Source organism: Streptomyces tendae, assembly GCF_008632955.1.
Lineage (GTDB): Bacteria > Actinomycetota > Actinomycetes > Streptomycetales > Streptomycetaceae > Streptomyces.
This window is the reverse complement of record NZ_CP043959.1, coordinates 5627083-5646563: the sequence shown is the minus strand read 5'-3', so window position 1 is coordinate 5646563 and position 19481 is coordinate 5627083. Positions and strand designations below refer to the sequence as shown.

Below are 19481 nucleotides of genomic sequence, written 5' to 3'. Positions count from 1 at the left end.
GGCGGGCCGGGTCACAGGGTGTGGTGCAGCCAGCGCTGGATGGTGCTGTTGATGCCGGCCGACAGGGCGCTCAGGTGCTCGATGGCCTCGCGGTCCTCGGGACGCGGCGGGATGCCGGCCGCCGTCAGCGCGGCGTGCAGGTCGAGGCGGCGGCGGTCGCGGGGGTCGATACCGGCGCCGTCGCGGTCGGCCGGGCGCGGGGGAGGGAGCAGGAAGTCGCCCTCGCGTGTGAACGCGGTCGCGGTCATGTCGGTCTCCTCACCAGAGGTGTCGCTACTGCAGGACAGGAGGCCGGCCGCGGGCGCCCCGGTTGCGCACGGGGCGAAACGTCACGCCGACGGCGTCATCGGCAGTTCATCGCCTTAGCTGCCGAACTCCCCTCAGCGGCAGTACACGTCCCGGGCGGGCCGCACGCCGGTGGCGAGGAAGCGGGAGACCGTGCGGTCACCGCACGCGTTGCCGTTGGCGAGGTAGGCGTCGTGTCCGGTGGAGTTCACGGTGACCATGACCGCCCGCCCGCCGAACGCCTGCCGCAGCTTCAGCGCACCGCTCAGCGGGGTCGCGACATCCCGTTCGTTCTGCACGAGGAGGACGTTGGACGGCCCCCGCCCGGTGATCCGCACCGGTGCCTCGCGCGGCGGATGGGGCCAGGCCGCGCACGGCATCGCGTTGCGGGGCATGCCGGCCGTGAGCGGGAACTTCGCCCGGCTCTCGGCGACGTCCTTCCGGTACAGGGCGGGCGAGGTGGGCCAGGCCACGTCGTTGCAGAGCGTCCCCGCGCCGACGGCGGTCACGTTCTGCAGGACCGGCTCCGGCGGGGCGGCCGGCGCGGGCGGCACGGTGCCCTGCCGGGCGGCCCGTACCAGCTGGGCGAGAGCCGGGTAACGGCTGGGCCGGTAGAGGCCGTCCAGCATGGCCTGGCGCAGGACGTTGCCGTTCAGCTCCTCGGGGTTGGCGCCGGGCCAGGGGATCGGTGCGCGGTCGAGGCGGGCGGCGAGCCGCAGGAACAGCGGACGCACCTCGGCGGCCGTGGCCGCGACCCGGTCCGGGTTGCCGGGCGCGGACGCCCACGCCGCGAAGTGCGGGAACGTGTCCTCGACCCCCTGCTCGTGGCCGGCGAGCCAGGCCCGGGCCACCCGGGCGGGGTCGGGGTCGTCGTTGCTGTCCAGCACGACGCGGTCCGTGCGGTGCGGGAACATCTGGCTGTAGACGGCTCCGACGTACGTCCCGTACGAGACGCCCCACGCGGAGATCTTCCGCTCGCCGAGCGCGGCGCGCAGGCGGTCGAGGTCGCGGGCGTTGTCGCGCGTGCTGATGTGGCGGATCAGCTCACCGCCGTTGCGCGCGCAGGCGGTCGAGAGGCGCTCGGCGGTGGCGAGGTTCTCGTCGACCGAGCCGTCGGGGGCGGGCCAGGGGCGCAGCCTGACGGTGGCGAGGTCGGCGTGGCCGACCCCGCAGTCGACCGGGGTGGACGGGGCGAGTCCGCGCGGCGCGAAGCCGATCAGGTCGTACCGGTCGCGGACGTCCTGGGGCAGCTTCTGCCCCTTGCCGGAGGGGTCACCGAGGCTGGAGCCGCCCGGTCCGCCGGGGATGAGGAAGAGCACGCCGCGCCGCGAGGCGGGCTTCTCGGCGGGGATGCGGGAGACGGCCACCTCGATGCGGGGACCGCCGGGACGGGCGTGGTCCATCGGCACGTCGAGGGTGGCGCATTCCTGCCGGGGGTCGAGGCCGGTGCCCTCGCAGGCCGACCAGGTGAGAGCCCTGGGCGGGTTCTCGCTCGTCGCGGAGGCGGTCATGGGTGCGGTGGCACCGAGGAGGGTGGCGGACACGCCGACGACGGCGGCGTTGCGGATGCGGCTGGTGCGTTCGCGCTGCGTCATGGGACGAGCCTCGCGGAGTGCCCGTGTCCATCCCATCCGGCCAACAACCGGAAAACCACGGGGGTTTACCCCAGACGCGCCGCTGTCGCACCCCCTGCGCGGACGCGCGGTCGTGGGACACACGCGCCTCAGGAGTACAGGTACGTACCGTCACCGCCGAAATACGAGGAGTGAAAGAAGGAAGGCCGGGGAAGCACGGTGACGGCACGGCATGCGGCGCTCCGCGCCGACGGAACGGAAGGTGTGGTGACGGAATTGCGGGCGGCACTCGCGACAGCCGGAATGTCCCTGCGTCACGGGGGGTCCCCGCGGCACGGAGGCCGGGCCCGGTGAAGCCGCCCGTGGGTGCGCACGTCGTGGACGCCAGGACCGGGCGGATCGGCATCGTCATGGGGCACGAGGGTCCCTACGTGCAGCTGAGACCGTACGGCGGCGGCCGGGAGTGGGACGCCGACCCCGGCGCCGTGCGGTGCGCGACCCCGGCCGAGCGCCTGCGCGCGAGCACCGCCTACGTCAACGCCCGCAGCCGCGGGGAACTCACCTGACGGCGTGTCCCTGCGGTCCCGGCGGCTCGCCGCCCTCTTCGCCCGCCACCATTCAGCGCCTGCTCGGCGGCAAGGCCGGCCGGACGGCCGCCGACCGGGCCCGCGGCATCGACCCACGCCCCGTCGTGCCCCGAGCCCTGCCCTCCTCCGCGACCGCCCGGCACACCTTCGACCGCCACACCCTGGACGGCGCCACCGTCCGCGCAACCCTCCTCGACCTGATCGTGCACCTGGGACGAGGGCTGCGCCGCCGCGGCCAGGCCGCCCGCGCCCTGACCCTCACCCTGCGCTTCGCCGGCGGCACCACCTGGGAGAAAACCCGCCGCCTGACCGAGCCGTCCGCTCACGACGACGACCTGCGCACCCTCGCCTACCAGCTGATGGACGCCGCCGGCCTGCAACGCGGCCGCCTCACCGGCATCGCCCTGAAAGGCGACGACCTCGTCGACGCCGATCAGGTCGCCCAGCAGATCAGCCTGGACACCGCCCGCGAAGCCCGCCTGATTACCGAAGCCGCCACGGACCGCATCCGCGACAAGTACGGGCCCGGCGCCATCGGCCCGGCCGCCACCCGCCGCGCCTCCTGAACCTGTGCGTCCCAGCTGAAGGAACGTTCTCGTGCTGCGTTGAACCCCGCTCACCTGTTGCCGCACCGGCCCTACATCGAGGTCCTCACCGCACGCGGTGATACGGCGCTGACCTGACTCCTCGGCCAGGCTCAACGATCTGCGTGGCGGGCCAGGCTCGGCCCGTACGATGATCACGTGACCGCCCGCCGCATCCTGGGCTCCGGCCCTGCCAGCCCCGCGTCCATCGGAGCCGCTCAGGCCGATCTGCTCGAGGATCTTCCCGGCGTCCGCCTGTCCGACCTGGCCGAACTACGCGCCAAGGGCGTGCTCGGACCCCGCGCTGCGCGTCCCCCGGCCGCTCGCCGCGCGCTTGGTGCAGGCACCCGCCTGGAAATCGGCCCCTCCCACACCGCGGGGTAATTCCCTCCGCAGACGCGGGATCGCCGTTGCGTTGGGCGATACAACGGGCTGCCCTGTGACCCTTTGCGTCAGGCCGGCGCGCTTCCAGCAGGTCCGACCGGAAGACTCATGCTCTGGAGCGGTCCGCGCGCTTGCATGGGGACACAGAACACATGGCTGCGCGGCAGGGCCGCATTAGGCTGGTGAACTTATCCGGAAAGTTTGCGATACGGGACAGGGGGAACCGGAGTCGGGGAGGGGCAGGAGGCGACCGTGACCGTCCTCGCGATCTTTCTAATCGTCATCGGGACACTCTTGATCCTGCTGGGGACGTCCCTGGTCGTCATCGGGGCAATCGTGATCCTCGTGGGGATTGCACTGATCGCCGTTGGGGCCTTCCTGCTGATCCGGAGAGCGCTGAGACGCCGACAGTAGTCAAGGCCGAGGCGGGTGTCTGTGAGCTCGGGCCGGGCGGTGGCCGCGGTATGGACCGCGCCGAGGGCAAGGCGCGAGGAATGGGAGCGGAACGGGCCCAGCGCGTCGAGCGGCCGTTCGACATCTGGCTAGTCTGCGGTCTCTGTGATGAGGACGGCGGTGGTGACCGGGCCCGGGGCGTCGGGGGTCGCCGCGTCGGCCACGGCGGCCCGAGCCACTTCCAGTGGTACGCCGTCATGAACTCACCGACCAGGAGTGGGAGTTACTCGCTCCACTCATACCGCGGGCCAAAACGGGACGACCGCTGGGGGAGGACCGCCGGGTGATCAACGGCATGGTCTACAAGATCCGGACCGGGATCTCCTGGCGTGACCTGCCCGAACGCTACGGACCGTGGAAGACGGTCTACACCCGCTTCCGCCGCTACGCCCTCACCGGCATTTTCACCCGGGCCCTGCAGCAGATGCAGACCCGGGCGGATGCGGCCGGAGACATCGACTGGCTGGTCCAGATCGACTCCACCATCATCCGCGCCCATCAGCACGCCGCGGCCACGGGGCGAAAAGGGGGAGCCTCCGGCAGGACGAACCGGATGATCACGCCCTCGGCGGATCCCGAGGCGGACTGACAACCAAGATCCACCTCGCCTGCGACGGCCGGGGACGGCCGCTGGCCGTCATGCTCACGGCCGGCCAGCGTCACGACGGCGTCTGCGCACGCCCGCTTCTCGAGCGGATCCGAGTGCCCCGCATCGGTCGGGGCCGACCGCGCTGCCGACCGGACCACGTGGTCGCGGACAAGGCCTACGCCTCCCGCGGCTTCCGCGCCTACCTCCGCAAGCGCGGCATCAGCCACACCATTCCGGAGAAGCGGGACCAGCAACGCCACCGCCGTGCCGATCACGGCGTCACAAGAGCAGCCTCGGACGGTTTGCCTGTGGACAGACTCTGCCGCCGGACGGGGGAGAAATTTCCTCCACCCACGTTTGTCCGGTGTCACCGAACTTGACCGCTTGCCGTCGAAGTTGGACCACCATCTGGTTGGTGGCACTCGAACCTGAGCTCATCATGATCGATAGAGCGACGGGCTTCTGAGTAGCTAAGATGGGACATTAAGCCCATCGAGCAGGCGTGGCTGAGCTCTCAGCCAGGTCTTGATCTCGGTCCCTCGGCTGCGAAGGACGCTCCCCATGACGTCGGAGACCACTTCGGTCGCGCAATCCGGGCAGGCTTCGGTAGTCATCGCCAGCTTCGACAACCGCCATCGCGCCGAACGCATGCTGGTGTCGCTCGGGCGAGGCTTCCGCAGGAAGGCCCGCAGGGGCGGCACGACTGCTGTGGTGATCAGAGGAAACGCCGACGGGTCGCTGAGGGTGACCCAGTCCCGCGTGCTGACGGCCAACGGCTTCGTGAACGCCCTGTTCCGCGTCTCCCTCGCATGGATGGTCGGATTCATGGGTCTGTTCGCCACGCTGAAAGGGGCAAGGGTCGGGGCCCATGCCGCTGGAGTGCGCAAAGGCCATGTCGGATCCGGCGCGCAGCAAGCCCACCGGATCCTCGCGGAAGTCGGCCCCGATGCCGCCGTCACGCTGGTTCGCTGCAAGGACACGGACACGCGGCAGATGGTCGCCGCTGCGGCGGCCGAACATGCGGAAGAAAGCTGGGATGGCACGCTCAGAGAGTTTCTCGCCGCTCTCGACCCCGGTAGTGCTCACGATTGGGTGCGTGCCGCTGTCGGTGAGCCTTCCCCCGCACACCGCGGCCAGTGACTGACAGCGCCGGCCCCGGGCCGGACACCCGGCGTGAGGCCGGACTCCCGCGCCGCATGATCGTGCGGGTGGTTCTGCGGATCGTGGGATCCACCACCGCGCTGCTGACCTTGTACTACCTGCTGCCCCTGGCCACTCCTCGGCCTGGTTCGCCGTCACGATGCTGGTGATCAGGCTGATGGTGTTCATCCGGGTTGGTCGCGTTTCAGGTGCTCGATCTTCCGGTCACCGTTCCCGGGGCTGCGGGCCGTAGAAGCCCTGGCCACCAGTGTTCCGTTGTTCCTGCTGCTGTTCGCCGGCACCTACCACGGCATGGCCGCGATGTCGGCCAGTAACTTCGGCGACGGGGCGGTGTCCGCGTACGGGAGAATGGGGCCATGAGTCTGTTCCGCGACGACGGCATCGTGCTGCGCACCCAGAAGCTGGGTGAGGCGGACCGGATCATCACCTTGCTCACCCGCGGTCACGGGCGCGTGCGCGCCGTGGCGAGAGGCGTGCGCCGCACCAAGTCCAAGTTCGGCGCGCGCCTGGAGCCGTTCTCGCACGTCGACGTGCAGTTCTTCTCCAAGAGCAGCGAACTCGTCGGCCGTGGCCTGCCGCTGTGCACGCAGAGCGAGACGATCGCGCCGTTCGGCGGCGGCATCGTCACCGACTACGCGCGCTACACCGCCGGAACGGCCATGCTGGAGACCGCCGAGCGGTTCACCGACCACGAGGGCGAGCCGGCCGTGCAGCAGTACCTGCTGCTGGTGGGCGGACTGCGTACCCTCGCCCGCGGCGAGCACGCGCCGCACCTGGTGCTCGACGCGTTCCTGCTGCGCTCCCTCGCGGTCAACGGGTACGCGCCCAGCTTCACCGACTGCGCGAAGTGCGGGATGCCCGGACCGAACCGCTTCTTCTCGGTGGCGTCGGGCGGAACCATATGCGCCGACTGCCGCGTCCCCGGCAGCGTCGTACCCTCACCGCAGGCCCTGGAACTCCTCGGAGCACTGCTCACGGGAGACTGGGAGACCGCGGACGCGAGCGAGTCACGCCACGTCCGGGAGGCGAGCGGGCTGGTGTCCGCCTACCTCCACTGGCATCTGGAGCGAGGACTGCGCTCGCTCCGGTACGTCGAGAAGCAGTAACACCCGATCACGTCGGCACGAGGAGACGAGAGACACATGGCCGTACGCGGATTCCTGGGGCGGCAGCGCCGGGAGTACAGCACCCCGGAACCGCATCCCTCCGGCGCGCGGCCCCCGAAGCTTCCCGGGGAACTGGTCCCCAACCATGTGGCGATCGTCATGGACGGCAACGGGCGCTGGGCGAAGGAGCGGGGGCTGCCGCGCACCGAGGGCCACAAGGTCGGCGCGGAGCGGGTGCTCGACGTGCTCCAGGGCGGGATCGAGATGGGGGTGGGCGCCATCTCGCTGTACGCCTTCTCCACCGAGAACTGGAAGCGGTCGCCGGACGAGGTGCGCTTCCTGATGAACTTCAACCGGGACTTCATCCGCAAGACCCGGGACCAGCTCGACAATCTGGGCATCCGGGTCCGCTGGGTGGGCCGCATGCCCAAGCTGTGGAAGTCCGTGGCCAAGGAGTTGCAGGTCGCGCAGGAGCAGACCAAGGACAACGACCGGCTCACGCTGTACTTCTGCATGAACTACGGCGGGCGGGCGGAGATCGCCGACGCCGCGCAGGCGCTCGCCGAGGACGTGCGGGCCGGGAGGCTCGACCCGTCGAAGGTCAACGAGAAGACCCTGCAGCGGTACATGTACTACCCGGACATGCCGGACGTGGACCTGTTCCTGCGGCCGAGCGGTGAGCAGCGCACGTCCAACTACCTGCTGTGGCAGAGCGCCTACGCCGAGATGGTCTTCCAGGACGTGCTGTGGCCCGACTTCGACCGCCGCGACCTGTGGCGGGCGTGCCTGGAGTTCGCCTCCCGCGACCGCCGCTTCGGCGGGGCCATCCCCAACGAGGAACTGCTGGCCATGGAGGGCCGTCAGGAGTAGCCGGCCTCAGTCAAGGCCCCTCCCCGGTCCTTCGGTGACGAGCCGTGATCGTGACACCCGTCCCGCGTGTGACGGGCGGGGGCCGGGGAGCGCCGTCCCGGGCGCCCGGCCCCCGCCGTCTGCCGTCAGGAGACGTCCGCGCAGTCCGCGCAGGTGCCGAAGATCTCGACCGTGTGGGCGACGTTGACGAAGCCGTGCTCGGCCGCGATGGCCTCCGCCCACTTCTCCACCGCCGGGCCCTCGACCTCGACGGCCTTGCCGCAGCTGCGGCAGACCAGGTGGTGGTGATGGTCGCCGGTGGAGCAGCGGCGGTAGACGGACTCGCCGTCGGCGGTGCGCAGGACGTCGACCTCGCCCGCGTCGGCGAGGGACTGCAGCGTGCGGTAGACCGTGGTGAGCCCCACCGAGTCGCCCTTGTGCTTGAGCATGTCGTGCAGTTCCTGGGCGCTGCGGAACTCGTCGACCTCCTGAAGGCAAGCCGCCACGGCGGCACGCTGCCGGGTGGAGCGGCCCTTCACGGGCGGTCCTGCGGTCGTCACCGGTCTGCCTCCTCACGTCTGGCCTTGCCCGGGCCATTGTGCCAGCCCGGGGCGGGGCGAGTCAGGCGCCGACCTTGCCGTCGGCCGGACGGCTGGCCGGAATCGTGCACTCCGCGGGGTCGCCCGCGGGCCCGGCGGCGGCGAGTGCCCGGGCGCGGCGGCGGGCGAGGGGCGCGGCCAGCGCGGTCAGCGCGATGAAGGCGGCGATGGTCAGCAGCACGATCGTCGCGCCGGGCGGCACGTCCTGGTAGTACGAGGTGACGGTGCCGCCGATGGTCACGCTCACCCCGATCGCCACGGCGACGGCGAACGTGGCGGCGAAGCTGCGGGTGAGCTGCTGGGCCGCGGCGACCGGCACCACCATGAGCGCGCTCACCAGCAGCAGCCCGACCACCCGCATCGCCACGGACACCGTGACCGCGGCCGTGACCGCCGTGAGCAGGTTGAGGAACCGCACCGGCAGGCCCGTCACCCGCGCGAACTCCTCGTCCTGGCTGACCGCGAAGAGCTGCCGCCGCAGCCCCACGGTGACCAGCACCACCAGCGCGGCCAGTACGCAGATCGCGGTCACGTCGGACGAGGAGACCGTGGTCAGGGAGCCGAAGAGGTACGTGGACAGGTTGGACGTGGAGCCGCCGGGGGCGAGGCTGGTGAACATCACGCCGCCGGCCATGCCGCCGTAGAAGAGCATCGCGAGGGCGATGTCGCCGCGGGTCTTGGCGTACCAGCGGACCAGTTCCATGAGGACGGCACCGAGGACGGAGATCAGGGCCGCCATCCACACCGGGGACCAGGACAGCAGGAAGCCGAGGCCCACGCCGGTCATCGCGACGTGGCCGATGCCGTCGCCCATGAGCGCCTGGCGGCGCTGGACGAGGTAGACGCCGATGGCGGGGGCGGTGACACCGACCAGGACGGCGGCGAGCAGCGCCCGCTGCATGAAGGCGTAGTCGAGGAATTCCATCAGCTCAGCAGTCCCGTGCGGATCGGTCCGGCGTCCGCCGGTGCGTGCGGGTGTACGTGGTCGTGGCCGGGCAGGGCGTGCTGGCCGACCGCCTTCGGGGGCGGGCCGTCGTGCAGCACGCAGCCGTCGCGGAGCACGACCGCGCGGTCGATCAGGGGCTCCAGCGGGCCCAGTTCGTGGAGCACGAGGAGGACCGTGGTGCCCCGCTCCACCTGCGTCCGCAGCGTGTCGGCGAGGACCTCCTGGCTCGCCAGGTCCACGCCCGCCATCGGCTCGTCCATGATCAGCAGGTCCGGCTCGGCGGACAGCGCGCGGGCGATCAGGACCCGCTGGTGCTGGCCGCCGGAGAGGGCGTCGACCGAGTCGTCGGCGCGGTCCGCCATGCCGACCAGCTCCAGGGCCCGCCGGACGGCCGCACGGTCCGCCTTGCGGAAGAGGCCGAAGCGGGAACGGGCGAGCCGGCCCGCGGAGACGATCTCGGTGACCGTGGCGGGCACCCCGCCGGCGGCCGTGGTGCGCTGCGGGACGTAACCCACCCGCGCCCAGTCGCGGAACCGGCGCTGCGGGGCGCCGAACAGCTCGATCTCCCCGGCGGTGACCGGCACCTGGCCGATCACGGAGCGTACGGCGGTGGACTTGCCCGAGCCGTTGGCGCCGAGCAGGGCGACGACCTCGCCGCGGCGCACGGTGAGGTCGATGCCGCGCAGGACGGGGCGCGAGCCCAGTTCGGCGCGCACCCCCCGCAGGGTGATCACGGGCTCGGATGTCATGCCGTCCTCCGGTAGGTCGTCGTCGTTCACCGGGCGCCCAGGGCGGTGCGCAGGGCCGTGAGGTTGGCTTCCATCACCTGGAGGTAGTCCTCGCCGCGGGAGTGGTCCGTGATGCCCTCGACGGGGTCGAGGACGTCGGTCTTCAGGCCCGCGTCGGCGGCGAGCGTCTTCGCGGTCCGGTCGCTGACCAGTGTCTCGTAGAAGACGGTGGTGACCCCGTCGGCCTTCGCGATCTCCTGAAGCTCCTTCATGCGCGCCCCGCTGGGCTCGGACTCGGGGTCCAGGCCGCTGATGGCCTCCTCGGTCAGACCGTAGCGCTCGGCGAGGTAGCCGAAGGCGGCGTGGGTGGTGAGGAAGACGTCGGTCCTGCGGTCGGCGAGGCCGGTGCGGAACTTCTTGTCGAGCGCCTTCAGGTCGCCGACCAGGGTTTCGGTGTTCTTGCGGTAGTCCGCGGCGTGGTCCGGGTCGGCCTTCTGGAAGGCCTTGCCGACCCCTTCGGCGACCTCGGCGTACTTGACCGGGTCGAGCCAGATGTGAGGGTCGGCGCCGCCCTCGTGGTCGTGGTCGTGTTCGTCCTCGTGCGCGTGCTCGTCCTCGTGGGCGTGCTCGTCGCCGTGCTCGTCCTCGTGGCCGCCGACCTCGGTGCCGTGCGTCTCCAGCGTGGTCAGCTCGGCCGCGTCGATCTTCGTGGAGACCTCGGCCAGGCCGACGGCCTTGTCGACGGCGGGCTGGAGGCCCTTGAGGTAGAGGGCCGCGTCGGACTTCTCGAGCTCTCCCATCTGATGGGCGCTGATCTCCAGGTCGTGCGGTTCCTGGCCGGGCTCGGTGAGACTGGTGACGTGGACGTGCTCGCCGCCGATCCGCTCGGCGAGGAAGGCCATCGGGTAGAACGACGCGACGACGTCGAACTTGTCCGTGGTGCCCGCGGCGGCGCTGTCGGAGGAGCAGGCGGTCAGGGTGGAGAGCCCGAGGGCGGTGACAGCGGCGAGTGCGACCGCGGATATGGGACGTCGTCGTACGTTCATGACAGTCATTTTCAACGAAGATGGAAACCGTTGTCAACAATACCTCGTCGGGGTCCGCATGGGGGGACCGATTTGGTCGAGGGGCCGTCCCCGCCGGTAACCTGAGGCATTCGCTGGAAGCAATCTCGCTTCGTCGCCCGTCGTCGTAATGAAGAGAGCACCGTGGCCGCCGACAAGATCGACACCATCGTCAGCCTGAGCAAGCGCCGTGGCTTCGTATTTCCCAGTAGTGAGATCTATGGCGGCACGAAGGCCGCCTGGGACTACGGACCGCTGGGTGTCGAGCTCAAGGAGAACCTGAAGCGCCAGTGGTGGCGCTACATGGTCACCTCGCGCGAGGACGTGGTCGGTATCGACTCGTCCGTGATCCTGGCCCCGGACGTGTGGGTCGCCTCCGGTCACGTCGCCACCTTCACGGACCCGCTGACCGAGTGCACCTCCTGCCACAAGCGGTTCCGCGCGGACCACCTGGAGGAGGCGTACGAGGAGAAGAAGGGGCACGCCCCGGAGAACGGCCTCGCCGACCTCAACTGCCCCAACTGCGGCAACAAGGGCACCTTCACCGAGCCCAAGCAGTTCTCGGGCCTGCTCTCCACCCACCTCGGTCCGACGCAGGACTCCGGCTCCATCGCCTACCTGCGCCCCGAGACCGCCCAGGGCATCTTCACCAACTTCGCCCAGGTGCAGACCACTTCGCGCCGCAAGCCGCCGTTCGGCATTGCCCAGATGGGCAAGTCCTTCCGCAACGAGATCACGCCCGGCAACTTCATCTTCCGCACCCGCGAGTTCGAGCAGATGGAGATGGAGTTCTTCGTCAAGCCGGGCGAGGACGAGCAGTGGCAGGAGTACTGGATGGAGCAGCGCTGGAACTGGTACACCGGTCTCGGCCTGCGCGAGGAGAACATGCGGTGGTACGAGCACCCGAAGGAGAAGCTCAGCCACTACTCCAAGCGCACCGCTGACATCGAGTACCGCTTCCAGTTCGGCGGCAGCGAGTGGGGCGAGCTGGAGGGTGTCGCCAACCGCACCGACTACGACCTCTCCGCCCACGCCAAGGCCTCCGGCCAGGACCTCTCCTACTTCGACCAGGAGGCCGGCGAGCGCTGGACGCCGTTCGTCATCGAGCCGGCGGCCGGTGTCGGCCGGGCGATGCTGGCGTTCCTCCTCGACGCCTACGTCGAGGACGAGGCGCCCAACGCCAAGGGCAAGATGGAGAAGCGCACGGTGCTGCGACTCGACCACCGCCTCGCCCCGGTGAAGGTCGCGGTGCTGCCGCTGTCCCGCAACCCGGAGCTGTCCCCGAAGGCCAAGGGGCTCGCCCAGGCGCTGCGGCAGAACTGGAACATCGAGTTCGACGACGCCGGCGCCATCGGCCGCCGCTACCGCCGCCAGGACGAGATCGGCACGCCGTTCTGCGTGACCGTCGACTTCGACACCCTGGACGACAACGCGGTGACCGTGCGCGAGCGCGACACCATGAAGCAGGAGCGGGTCTCCCTCGACCAGATCGAGGGCTACCTGGCGGCGCGCCTCGTCGGCGCCTGATCCTCCGCCTCACCGGCGCGAACGCCGGGTCCCGGAACACCGGGGCCCGGCGTTCCGCGTTTCCGGAGGCGCCGCGGGGCGGTTCGATCTCCCGGCCGGGCGGCAACTGACGAATGACAGATATTGAAATCTGTCATTCGTCATGCCACAGTGGGGGCATGACGATGCACACCCGACCTCTCGGAACCACCGGCCCCCGCGTCTCCGCCCTGGGCCTCGGCTGCATGGGCATGTCCGCGCTGTACGGCGACGCGGACCGGAGCGAGGCGATCGCCACGATCCACGCCGCCCTGGACGCCGGCGTCACCCTGCTCGACACCGGCGACTTCTACGGCATGGGGCACAACGAACTGCTGATCGGCGAGGCGCTGCGCACCGCCCCCGCCGACCTGCGCGAACAGGCCCTGACCAGCGTCAAGTTCGGCTCGATGCGCGACCCGGACGGCGGCTGGGGCCCGATCGACGGCCGCCCGGCCGCGGTGCGCAACTTCGCCGCGTACTCCCTGCAGCGCCTGGGCGTCGACCATATCGACGTCTACCGCATCTCCCGCGCCGACCCCGACGTGCCGATCGAGGAGACCGTCGGCGCCGTCGCGGAACTCGTCGAGCGGGGCCACGTCCGGCACATCGGCCTCAGCGAGGTCGGCGCCGACACCGTCCGCCGGGCCGCCGCCACCGCGCCGATCACGGACCTGCAGATCGAGTACTCGCTGATCTCCCGCGCCGTCGAGGACCAGATCCTGCCCACCACCCGTGAGCTGGGCATCTCCGTCACGGCGTACGGGGTGCTCTCGCGCGGACTGATCTCCGGCCACTTCACCGCCGACCGGCAGCTCTCCCCGGGCGACTTCCGGGCCCACTCGCCCCGCTTCCAGGGCGACAACCTCCGGCACAACCTGAGCCTCGTCGACGCGCTGCGCGAGGTCGCCGCCCGCAAGGGCGTCACCGTCGCGCAGATCGCCATCGCCTGGGTGCTGTCACGCGGCGAGGACATCGTGCCGCTGGTCGGCGCCCGCACCCGGGAGCGGCTGACGGAGGCGCTGGGCGCGCTGGACGTCACGCTCGACGAGGCCGACCTCACGGCGGTCGAGCGGGCGGTGCCGCCCGGCGCGGCGGCGGGCGCCCGCTACCCGGAGCCGCAGATGGCACACCTCGGCACCAAGGAGTGACACCCGTGCCGGGTACGGTCTAGACATGGCAGCGACCGAGACCCTGACCGCCGAGCGCATCCTGGAGGCGACCGAGGAGGTGCTGCGGCGGCACGGCCCGGCGAAGGCCACCGTGGTGGACGTGGCCCGCGCCCTCGGCGTCAGCCACGGCAGTGTCTACCGGCACTTCCGCACCAAGGCGGCGCTGCGCGAGGCGGTCACCAAACGCTGGCTGGACCGTACGTCCGAGGCGTTGGGCGGGATAGCCGACGACGCGTCCCGTGATCCGGAGTCCCGGCTGCGGGACTGGCTCGCCGCCCTCTTCGCCGCCAAGCGGCGCAAGGCGGGCGACGATCCGGAACTGTTCGCCACCTACAGCGTGCTGGCCGGCGAGCAGGTCCAGGCGGTCGGCGAGCACATCACCGAGCTGACCGGGCAGCTGACGCGGATCGTCGCCGACGGGGTGGCCGCCGGCGTCTTCCACGGCGTCGACCCCGCCACCGGCGCCCGTGCCGTGTTCCAGGCGACCGGCCGCTTCCACGACCCGGGCTACGTGGCGGAGTGGAGCACCCCGGAGGCGGACACCGACTTCGAGGCGGCCGTGGACCTGCTGGTGCGGGGGCTGCGGGCCTGAGCACGCGGGTCAGGCGGCGGTGGGGTCCACCGTCGCCTGGTGCGCCTGCTCCAGGTGCTCCTGCGCCTTGAGCCACGGCAGGAACTGGGCGCCTCTGCGCCAGCCGCACGTGTCGCATCTGATCGTCCGCTGCACCCCGGTGCGCTGGACGCGCACGATGTGCTCACGGCCGTGCAGATCCCAGCGGCTTACCTTGCTCGAGTCGATCTGGGGCATGGTGTCTCCGGCGGTCGGCCATTCGGTGTCGCCGTGCTCGTGCCCCCGTTCGGGGACGACAAGGAGTGTGCAGCAAAACCAACATCAACAGGTGGGGCTCCGCAGATCGTGCGCGGGAGGTGTCGCGTACCGACCCCGCGGGGCGATGGGGCACAGGCGCCCCTTCAGGGGCGCGGGGAACTGCGCGACGAGCCACGCACCACCCGCACCTGTCATGGCGGCGGGGCGGCCCGTCAGGGGCGCGGGCAACTGCGCGACGAGCCACGCACCACCCGCACCTGTCATGGCGGCGGGGCGGCCCGTCAGGGGCGCGGGGAACCGCGCGACGAGCCACGTACTGCCCGCACCCGGCGCGGCGGCAGGGCGCAGCAGATGCGGCGGCCGCCCGGGGGCACCCTCAGGCGTCCACCGCCGTGCGCAGAGGCCCCTGTTCCTCCCTCTTCAGGCGGCCCGCCACCCGCTCCGCCGTCGCCCGGGCCCACGGGCCCGTCGTCACGACGCCCAGCGCCAGAACCGCCGCTCCGCACGCCGCCAGGATCCACCAGCCCGGGCGGGACGCCGTCACGAACGTGTCGGCGTACGAGGACGAGCCCACGCCCGCCGCGAGGACCGCGCCCAGCACCGCCACGCCCAGGGTCTGGCCCAGCTGGCGGCTGGTGGAGGCGACCGCGGAGGCCACCCCGGCCTGCGTGGTGGGCATCCCGGAGACCGCCGTGTTGGTGATCGGTGCGTTCACGAAGCCGAAGCCGACGCCGAACAGGACGTATCCGGCGAAGAGCGTGACGTTCGACGTCTCGGCCTCGAAGAGGGCGAACAGCAGCCCGCTCACCGTCATCGCGCCGCCCGCGATCAGCAGCGGCAGCCGTGGGCCCCGGCTGCCGACGAGCCGCCCGGACAGCGGGGCGCAGAGGAACGTCGGGACGGCCATCGGCAGCATCCACAGCCCCGCCTCCAGCGCGCTGAGCCCCCGCACGTTCTGCAGGTACAGCGTGGACAGGAACAGGAAGCCGCCGAGTGCCGCGAAGGCGCTCACCGCGATCACCGTGGCCCCGCTGAACGGCGCGGAGCGGAAGAAGCGCAGGTCGATCAGCGGCTCCGGGCGGCGCGGTTCGTAGCGCAGGAGGGCCAGGAGGGCGATCACCGCGAGCGCCGCGAAGGGCGCGGTGGACTGCCAGGACCCGTGCGGCGCCTCGATGATCGCGTACGTGAGGGAGCCGAACAGGGCGATGACCAGCACCTGTCCGACCGGGTCGGGGCGGCGGGCCCGCGGGGCGCGGGACTCCGGGACGAAATGCCAGGTCAGGAGCAGGGCGGCGAGCCCCACCGGCAGGTTGACCCAGAAGATGGAGCGCCAGCCGACCGAGTCCACCAGCACCCCGCCGACCAGCGGGCCCGCCGCCATCGAGAGACCGACGACGGCGCCCCAGACACCGATCGCGCGGGCGCGTTCGCGCGGATCGGTGAAGGTGTTGGTGATGATCGACATGGCGACCGGGTTGAGCATCGAACCGCCCACCGCCTGCACCATGCGGAACACCACGAGCCAGTTCAGGTCCGGGGCGAGCGAGCACAGCAGCGAGCCCAGGGTGAAGACCACCAGGCCGGCCATGAAGACCCGTTTCCGGCCGATCCGGTCGGCCGTCGATCCGGCCAGCATCAGCAGCGAGGCCAGGACGAGCGTGTACGCGTCGATGGTCCACTGCAGTCCCGAGGTACTCGCGTCCAGCTCCCGCTGGAGGGCGGGCAGGGCGACATTGAGGACCGTGTTGTCCAGGCTCACGATCAGCAGACTCATGCAGCAGATCGCGAGCACCAGCATGCGACGGCCGTGGCTGAGCTCGGGCATGCGGGCCATCGTACGCGTATGTCGATAGTGCGGCTAACTAATGACCGTTACACAAGCATTGTGCGGAGCGCCCCGCGGCATGCGGGACAATGGGGGAATGCCCACAGCCTCGCCGACCGTGAACACGACCCTGTCCATCGGCCCGCACGCGGTGCAACCGCCCGTCGTGCTCGCCCCCATGGCCGGGATCACCAACGCGCCCTTCCGCACCCTGTGCCGGGAGTTCAGCGGTGGCAAGGGCCTGTACGTCAGCGAGATGATCACCACCCGGGCGCTGGTCGAGCGCAACGAGAAGACCATGCAGCTGATCCGGTTCGACGCGAGCGAGCAGCCGCGCTCCATCCAGCTGTACGGCGTCGACCCGGTCACCGTCGGCAAGGCCGTCCGCATGATCGCGGAGGAGGACCTCGCCGACCACATCGACCTGAACTTCGGCTGCCCGGTGCCGAAGGTGACCCGCAAGGGCGGCGGCTCTGCCCTGCCCTTCAAGCGGAACCTGCTCCGTGCCATCCTGCGCGAGGCGGTCTCCGGCGCCGGCGACCTGCCCGTGACGATGAAGATGCGCAAGGGCATCGACGACGACCACCTCACCTACCTGGACGCCGGCCGGATCGCCGTCGAGGAGGGCGTCACCGCCGTCGCGCTGCACGGCCGCACCGCCGCCCAGCACTACGGCGGCACCGCCGACTGGGAGGCGATCGCCCGGCTGAAGGAGCACGTCCCGGAGATCCCGGTGCTCGGCAACGGCGACATCTGGTCCGCCGACGACGCCCTGCGGATGGTGCGCGAGACGGGCTGCGACGGCGTGGTCGTGGGCCGCGGCTGCCTCGGCCGCCCGTGGCTGTTCGCGGACCTGGTCGCCGCCTTCGAGGGCCGCGCCGACGCCTACGTCCGGCCCACCCTGCGCGAGGTGGCCGACGTCATGGTCCGGCACGCCACGCTGCTCGGCGAGTGGATCGGCGACGAGTCGCGCGGCGTCATCGACTTCCGCAAGCACGTCGCGTGGTACCTGAAGGGCTTCGCGGTCGGCTCCGAGATGCGCAAGCGGCTCGCGATCACCTCCTCGCTCCAGGAGCTGCGGGAGGGCCTCGACGAGCTGGACCTGGACCAGTCCTGGCCGGCCGGCGCCGACGGCCCCCGCGGCCGTACGTCCGGCAACAACCGCGTGGTGCTGCCGGACGGCTGGCTGAAGGACCCCTACGACTGCGCGGGCGTCGGCGAGGACGCGGAACTGGACACCTCCGGCGGCTGACCCGGGCCGGCCCGAGTCCGGCCGGCCGGACCCACCTGAGTCCGGCCGGCCGCGGTCAGTCCTCGGTGGGCCGGGGCACCGATCCGTAGGCCTTCAGGAAGCGGTCGCGGAAGGCGTCCATCTTCCACACCGGCGCGTCGTCGGCGGGCCGCAGTCCCGGCGTCCAGTTCCAGCCGTCGATCTTCCGCAGCACCTCCGGGTCCTTGGCGACGACCGTCACCGGCACGTCCCGGTTCTTCGTGTGCCCGGTGACCCGGGCGATGGGCTGGTGGTCGCCGAGGAAGACCAGCACCGTGTCGTCAGTGCCGTAGCGCTCCAGCCACTCGGTGAGGGCGGTCACCGAGTACGAGATGGACCGGCCGTACTCCTTGCGGGACTCGGTGGAGTCGGCCATCACCTCGGAGGCGTCACGGCCCGCCTCCTGGACGGCGCCGTAGAGCGAACCGTCGCCCAGCTCCTCCCAGTCGACCATCTCCGGGACCGGTGCCCAGGGCTGGTGGCTGGAGGTGAGGATGACCTCCGACATCAGCGGCCGGTCGCGCTTCCTGCCGTGCTCCAGGCGCTCGAACGCCTCCAGGGCGTACTGGTCGGGCATGGTGGACCAGCTGAACTTCGGCCCCCGGTAGCCCATCCCGAAGGCGTCGTAGACCTTGTCGAGGCCGTACCACTCGGCCTCCGGCCAGGTCTTCTGCACGCCGGGCATGATGCCGACGGTGTCCCACCCGCCTGACTTCTGAAAGGCCTTGGTCAGCGTGAGGTGGTCGCTGCTGGTGGCGGTGCGGTAGCGCTGCTGGTTGTCGATCCACAGCCCCGACAGGGTGGTGGAGTGCCCGAGCCAGCTGCTCCCCCCGTACGTCGACGAGGTCAGCCACCCGCTGCGCGCCTGGTACCCGGCCCGGGCGAGCGCGGCGGTGCGGGTGTCGAGGGTACTGGTGACCCCGGGGGCGATCAGCGGGTCGTCGACCGCCACGCGGCCGTAGCTCTCGATGAACGCGATCACCACGTCCTTGCCGCGCAGGTCCGGCAGGAGCAGCCGGGGAGGAGTGGCGCCGAAGGTGTCGGTCCGCGCCTCCTTCGCGAAGGCCGCCTCGTCGCGCAGGGTGTCCACCACCCGGTGGGTCTGCCCGCGCAGGGTGTCCGCGGCGCGGTCCGAGGCGACCGGCAGGCCCGAGATCTGCAGGCCCAGCGAGGCGCAGGTGATCCACACGGTGCCCGCCACCATGGCGCCCGTACTGGCGCGGGCACGATGCCGGGCCAGCAGGTTTCCGAGCCGCACCGTGGCCAGCGCCATGAGGACCACGACGAGCACGGCGAGCAGGACCGCGCCGACGGCCGCGGCGGTGGCCACGAAGCCGCCCATGGAGTCCCGCACGTAGGACAGGGCGTCGTCCAGCAGGCCCCAGTCGAGGACCAGGTTGAAGCCGCGGCCCAGGTACTCGCTGAACCCGATGTCCAGCAGGTTCAGCACGGTGAGCAGGCCGAGGCCCGTCCCGTACAGCGCGGCGACGGCGACGCGCGGCCGGCGCGGCAGGACGAGCAGCAGCACCGCCCCCACGATCGCCTCGGCGGGGATGCGGGTGAAGCGGTCGGGGCGCAGGCCCGGCATGGTGTTCGGCATCAGCAGGGCGGCGCACACCAGCAGGGCGGCGAGCACGTGCACCGTGCGGCGCAGGGCCCGGGCGGCGGCGGGGTGGGCGTCCCGTGCGTGGCGCCAGCGCGTCAGGAGACGTGTGGTCCCCAGCCGCGTGGGAACACGGAGGGCGCGCAGGCGCGCGAGGGCGCGAGTGAAGACAGGCAACCCGGAGGTTCCTTCCGTACCGAGGCCGGTGAAGCGGGTGGCGGATCCGGCGTGGGGGCCCGGATCCGCCGCTGTTCCGTACGGGCGGGCGGGCCGTTGTGTTCATCCCGGCGGTCCTTCGGTTCGTCCGCATGGTGAAACCCGGCGCCAT

At 71.3% G+C, this 19481-nt stretch carries 22 protein-coding genes and 1 pseudogene; 14 read left to right on the top strand and 9 right to left on the bottom strand.

The window, feature by feature from the left end; translation table 11 throughout:
* Positions 1-11: 11 nt before the first annotated feature.
* Together F3L20_RS25995 and F3L20_RS25990 are read right to left on the bottom strand one after the other, a co-directional pair.
* A complete protein-coding gene (locus tag F3L20_RS25995; protein WP_150156405.1) occupies positions 12-248 on the bottom strand; it encodes a hypothetical protein in 237 nt (78 codons plus the stop codon).
* 132 nt (positions 249-380) lie between these two features.
* On the bottom strand, positions 381-1880 hold the full coding sequence (locus F3L20_RS25990) for an alpha/beta hydrolase (protein WP_150156404.1): 1500 nt from the start codon (positions 1878-1880) through the stop codon (positions 381-383).
* Positions 1881-2209: 329 nt separating this feature from the next.
* Here F3L20_RS25990 and F3L20_RS25985 point away from each other — a divergent pair, with 329 nt between their 5' ends.
* From F3L20_RS25985 to F3L20_RS25945, 10 genes and pseudogenes are all read left to right on the top strand, one after another.
* Positions 2210-2425: a hypothetical protein gene (locus F3L20_RS25985; RefSeq protein WP_150156403.1), complete on the top strand. Its 216-nt coding sequence runs from the start codon at positions 2210-2212 to the stop codon at positions 2423-2425.
* Between the two features lie 38 nt (positions 2426-2463).
* Positions 2464-3012, top strand: a pseudogene (locus F3L20_RS25980) (hypothetical protein); the annotation flags it as partial.
* Between the two features lie 177 nt (positions 3013-3189).
* Positions 3190-3414 (top strand): hypothetical protein, encoded by a 225-nt coding sequence (locus tag F3L20_RS25975; protein WP_150156402.1) that lies wholly within the window; start codon positions 3190-3192, stop codon positions 3412-3414.
* A 252-nt stretch (positions 3415-3666) separates the two neighbouring features.
* On the top strand, positions 3667-3828 hold the full coding sequence (locus F3L20_RS25970; protein ID WP_240810758.1) for a hypothetical protein: 162 nt from the start codon (positions 3667-3669) through the stop codon (positions 3826-3828).
* Positions 3829-4051: 223 nt separating this feature from the next.
* Positions 4052-4456 (top strand): IS5 family transposase, encoded by a 405-nt coding sequence (locus F3L20_RS34950; protein WP_150156400.1) that lies wholly within the window; start codon positions 4052-4054, stop codon positions 4454-4456.
* Positions 4453-4836, top strand: a complete 384-nt coding sequence (locus F3L20_RS35740; RefSeq protein WP_382685977.1) for a transposase — start codon at positions 4453-4455, stop codon at positions 4834-4836. The genes F3L20_RS34950 and F3L20_RS35740 overlap by 4 nt, the downstream gene beginning before the upstream one ends.
* A 181-nt stretch (positions 4837-5017) precedes the next feature.
* Positions 5018-5596, top strand: a complete 579-nt coding sequence (locus tag F3L20_RS25955) for a hypothetical protein (protein ID WP_150156399.1) — start codon at positions 5018-5020, stop codon at positions 5594-5596.
* Positions 5593-5766 (top strand): hypothetical protein, encoded by a 174-nt coding sequence (locus F3L20_RS34155; RefSeq protein WP_167534610.1) that lies wholly within the window; start codon positions 5593-5595, stop codon positions 5764-5766. Before F3L20_RS25955 ends, F3L20_RS34155 begins: the two co-directional genes overlap by 4 nt.
* A gap of 207 nt (positions 5767-5973) precedes the next feature.
* Positions 5974-6723, top strand: coding sequence for a DNA repair protein RecO (gene recO / locus F3L20_RS25950; RefSeq protein ID WP_145825623.1), 750 nt, complete (start codon positions 5974-5976; stop codon positions 6721-6723).
* A gap of 36 nt (positions 6724-6759) precedes the next feature.
* Positions 6760-7593, top strand: a complete 834-nt coding sequence (locus F3L20_RS25945) for an isoprenyl transferase (RefSeq protein WP_150156398.1) — start codon at positions 6760-6762, stop codon at positions 7591-7593.
* A 125-nt stretch (positions 7594-7718) separates the two neighbouring features.
* Here F3L20_RS25945 and F3L20_RS25940 read toward each other — a convergent pair whose 3' ends face one another.
* From F3L20_RS25940 to F3L20_RS25925, 4 genes are all read right to left on the bottom strand, one after another.
* Complete coding sequence (locus tag F3L20_RS25940) at positions 7719-8132, bottom strand: Fur family transcriptional regulator (protein WP_145825621.1); 414 nt, start codon at positions 8130-8132, stop codon at positions 7719-7721.
* A gap of 61 nt (positions 8133-8193) precedes the next feature.
* Positions 8194-9096: a metal ABC transporter permease gene (locus tag F3L20_RS25935; protein WP_145825620.1), complete on the bottom strand. Its 903-nt coding sequence runs from the start codon at positions 9094-9096 to the stop codon at positions 8194-8196.
* On the bottom strand, positions 9096-9866 hold the full coding sequence (locus tag F3L20_RS25930) for a metal ABC transporter ATP-binding protein (protein WP_145825619.1): 771 nt from the start codon (positions 9864-9866) through the stop codon (positions 9096-9098). The genes F3L20_RS25935 and F3L20_RS25930 overlap by 1 nt, the downstream gene beginning before the upstream one ends.
* A 26-nt stretch (positions 9867-9892) precedes the next feature.
* Positions 9893-10891 (bottom strand): metal ABC transporter substrate-binding protein, encoded by a 999-nt coding sequence (locus F3L20_RS25925; protein WP_150156397.1) that lies wholly within the window; start codon positions 10889-10891, stop codon positions 9893-9895.
* Between the two features lie 162 nt (positions 10892-11053).
* Here F3L20_RS25925 and F3L20_RS25920 point away from each other — a divergent pair, with 162 nt between their 5' ends.
* The 3 genes from F3L20_RS25920 to F3L20_RS25910 all read left to right on the top strand — a co-directional run bounded on the left by F3L20_RS25920 (position 11054) and on the right by F3L20_RS25910 (position 14218).
* Positions 11054-12436 (top strand): glycine--tRNA ligase, encoded by a 1383-nt coding sequence (locus F3L20_RS25920; RefSeq protein WP_145825617.1) that lies wholly within the window; start codon positions 11054-11056, stop codon positions 12434-12436.
* A gap of 164 nt (positions 12437-12600) precedes the next feature.
* A complete protein-coding gene (locus tag F3L20_RS25915) occupies positions 12601-13605 on the top strand; it encodes an aldo/keto reductase (protein WP_206338941.1) in 1005 nt (334 codons plus the stop codon).
* A 25-nt stretch (positions 13606-13630) separates the two neighbouring features.
* Positions 13631-14218 (top strand): TetR family transcriptional regulator, encoded by a 588-nt coding sequence (locus F3L20_RS25910; protein WP_150156395.1) that lies wholly within the window; start codon positions 13631-13633, stop codon positions 14216-14218.
* Positions 14219-14227: 9 nt separating this feature from the next.
* On the opposite strand, the gene F3L20_RS25905 is transcribed toward F3L20_RS25910, so the two are convergent.
* Positions 14228-14434: a hypothetical protein gene (locus tag F3L20_RS25905; RefSeq protein ID WP_145825614.1), complete on the bottom strand. Its 207-nt coding sequence runs from the start codon at positions 14432-14434 to the stop codon at positions 14228-14230.
* A gap of 397 nt (positions 14435-14831) precedes the next feature.
* Positions 14832-16280: an MFS transporter gene (locus F3L20_RS25895; RefSeq protein ID WP_150156394.1), complete on the bottom strand. Its 1449-nt coding sequence runs from the start codon at positions 16278-16280 to the stop codon at positions 14832-14834.
* Between the two features lie 97 nt (positions 16281-16377).
* On the opposite strand from F3L20_RS25895, the gene dusB reads away from it, so the two are divergent.
* Complete coding sequence (dusB, locus tag F3L20_RS25890) at positions 16378-17532, top strand: tRNA dihydrouridine synthase DusB (protein WP_145825612.1); 1155 nt, start codon at positions 16378-16380, stop codon at positions 17530-17532.
* A 55-nt stretch (positions 17533-17587) separates the two neighbouring features.
* On the opposite strand, the gene F3L20_RS25885 is transcribed toward dusB, so the two are convergent.
* Entirely contained in the window at positions 17588-19330 is a 1743-nt protein-coding gene (locus F3L20_RS25885; RefSeq protein WP_150156393.1) for a CDP-alcohol phosphatidyltransferase, read from the bottom strand.
* Positions 19331-19481 lie beyond the last annotated feature (151 nt).

Excerpts from the sequence above, each read along its gene's own strand:
- F3L20_RS25995 (WP_150156405.1), bottom strand. The coding sequence starts at position 248 with ATGACCGCGACCGCGTTCACACGCGAGGGCGACTTCCTGCTCCCTCCC.
- F3L20_RS25990 (WP_150156404.1), bottom strand. The coding sequence starts at position 1,880 with ATGACGCAGCGCGAACGCACCAGCCGCATCCGCAACGCCGCCGTCGTC.
- F3L20_RS25955 (WP_150156399.1), top strand. The coding sequence starts at position 5,018 with ATGACGTCGGAGACCACTTCGGTCGCGCAATCCGGGCAGGCTTCGGTA.
- recO (WP_145825623.1), top strand. The coding sequence starts at position 5,974 with ATGAGTCTGTTCCGCGACGACGGCATCGTGCTGCGCACCCAGAAGCTG.
- F3L20_RS25945 (WP_150156398.1), top strand. The coding sequence starts at position 6,760 with ATGGCCGTACGCGGATTCCTGGGGCGGCAGCGCCGGGAGTACAGCACC.
- F3L20_RS25935 (WP_145825620.1), bottom strand. The coding sequence starts at position 9,096 with ATGGAATTCCTCGACTACGCCTTCATGCAGCGGGCGCTGCTCGCCGCC.
- F3L20_RS25930 (WP_145825619.1), bottom strand. The coding sequence starts at position 9,866 with ATGACATCCGAGCCCGTGATCACCCTGCGGGGGGTGCGCGCCGAACTG.
- F3L20_RS25925 (WP_150156397.1), bottom strand. The coding sequence starts at position 10,891 with ATGAACGTACGACGACGTCCCATATCCGCGGTCGCACTCGCCGCTGTC.
- F3L20_RS25915 (WP_206338941.1), top strand. The coding sequence starts at position 12,601 with ATGCACACCCGACCTCTCGGAACCACCGGCCCCCGCGTCTCCGCCCTG.
- F3L20_RS25910 (WP_150156395.1), top strand. The coding sequence starts at position 13,631 with ATGGCAGCGACCGAGACCCTGACCGCCGAGCGCATCCTGGAGGCGACC.
- F3L20_RS25905 (WP_145825614.1), bottom strand. The coding sequence starts at position 14,434 with ATGCCCCAGATCGACTCGAGCAAGGTAAGCCGCTGGGATCTGCACGGC.
- F3L20_RS25895 (WP_150156394.1), bottom strand. The coding sequence starts at position 16,280 with ATGCCCGAGCTCAGCCACGGCCGTCGCATGCTGGTGCTCGCGATCTGC.
- dusB (WP_145825612.1), top strand. The coding sequence starts at position 16,378 with ATGCCCACAGCCTCGCCGACCGTGAACACGACCCTGTCCATCGGCCCG.